This is a genomic window from Enterococcus sp. 3H8_DIV0648 (assembly GCF_002140655.1).
In the GTDB taxonomy this organism is placed as follows: Bacteria; Bacillota; Bacilli; order Lactobacillales; family Enterococcaceae; genus Enterococcus_A; species Enterococcus_A hulanensis.
In genome coordinates this window covers 74,531-76,023 of the sequence record NZ_NGLG01000002.1, presented here as the reverse complement: position 1 = coordinate 76,023, position 1,493 = coordinate 74,531, and the positions used below count along the sequence as shown (strand labels likewise).

The 1,493-nt window shown below is 36.9% G+C and carries 1 protein-coding gene; it reads right to left on the bottom strand.

Annotated features, from left to right (window positions below; all coding sequences use genetic code 11):
• Positions 1-149: 149 nt before the first annotated feature.
• On the bottom strand, positions 150-1,271 hold the full coding sequence (locus A5875_RS16875; RefSeq protein ID WP_088934784.1) for a tyrosine-type recombinase/integrase: 1,122 nt from the start codon (positions 1,269-1,271) through the stop codon (positions 150-152).
• Between the last annotated feature and the right edge of the window lie 222 nt (positions 1,272-1,493).

Sequence of the window (1,493 nt, the reverse complement as noted above, 5' to 3'; positions counted from 1 at the left end):
AATTCTCGTTATATAATATCTATCAAACAAGAATTTCTCTTAATAAAAAATTAATATTTATCCGCCTTAACCATGTCAGCGCTTACTTGGAAATAGCAAAAAACACTTGTTTATAGTCAGAAATAGGCTTTTTAAATTTTAAGTGTTATCTACAGAGCTATCCGCTCAATCGCAGCTACGGCATGGACTCGTTCCTCAAGCATAGAATCGGAGTAAACATCCAAAGTCATCTTCGTCGACGAATGACCTAGTAATGCACTTACAGAAGCCACACCTATATTCTCCTCCAAGCATCGCGTCGCGAATGTGTGTCGTAATTGGTGGAAATGAGTGTTGTCCAACTTGGCAATTTGACGAATTCGATGAAAATGATAGGTCAACACTCTTGGCTCGCATCCCTTTTCTTCTATTGAAAAAACAAACCTGCTTTTACTCTTCATTTTTAGATTTTTTAAAAGTTTTTTTACAATCTTATTCATTGGAATAACCCGGTGTGAAGCGATACTTTTGACCGTATCGTAGTGTAATCCGGTTTTTCCTTGCTCCTTTTGTTCATCGATCATTACTCGACGACACGTTTGTTCGACATAGATCCTATCATTCGTAAAATCAATTTTTTCCCATGTTAGAGCTGAGATTTCACCAATCCGCATACCTGTATTCAGAGAAAGAATTGCAGCTTTGCCTTTTTCATCTGGATAAGATTCGACGGCCTTCACTAAAGAACGTTGCTGCTGGATGGTCAGTGCATGGATCTTTTGAGGCTTTCGTTTTGGAAGTATTGCAGCATCACAAGGGTTTTCGCAGATAAGACCATCTTCCCTTGCTTTTTTTAGTGTCTTGCTCAACAACCGTATGACGATATGGACGCTGCTATGCGAAAGAGTATTTGCAAGCTTCTCATCAATCACCTGTTGAATTTTTTCGCTAGTTAATTGATATAGCGGGATCTTGCCAAAATGCGGTAATAGGTAACGGTTCAGCTTGTAGCAATAGTCTGAAAAGGTGGAGGTCTTGACGTTCATTTGAATGAGCCTTTTCCACTTTGAAATCCATTCCTCATACAGCATTAGGCTTTCCCCATATAGCTGAAGCATTTTCTTTGCTGACTGCTTTAAAGGCAATAGTCGTGATTCAACTTCTTGATAACTTTTCCCGTAGACATAGCCATATTTTATTTTTCCATTATTTTTCCTGCCTACTGCGTATCTACCTTCCCAACGCCCATCTTTCCTGAAATAAATATTCTCTCCTCTGGATTGTTGTTCCATAAAATAACCACTCCTCGATGTGTAATTGACGGCTCATGCGACGGCTATGGAAAAACGTATCATTTACAAACATTTTTGGGTTAATTAGGCATAAATGTTTCGTTTATTCCAGAATATTTTTCATACATTCTAATTTATTATTGAAATATTTTTGTAAATACTCTATAATTTTTAACAAAAGAATAATCACATTAAAATCTATGCGGTTTTTTTTGATTATTT

Coding starts and splice junctions, on each gene's coding strand:
- A5875_RS16875 (WP_088934784.1), bottom strand. CDS start 1,271: ATGGAACAACAATCCAGAGGAGAGAATATTTATTTCAGGAAAGATGGG.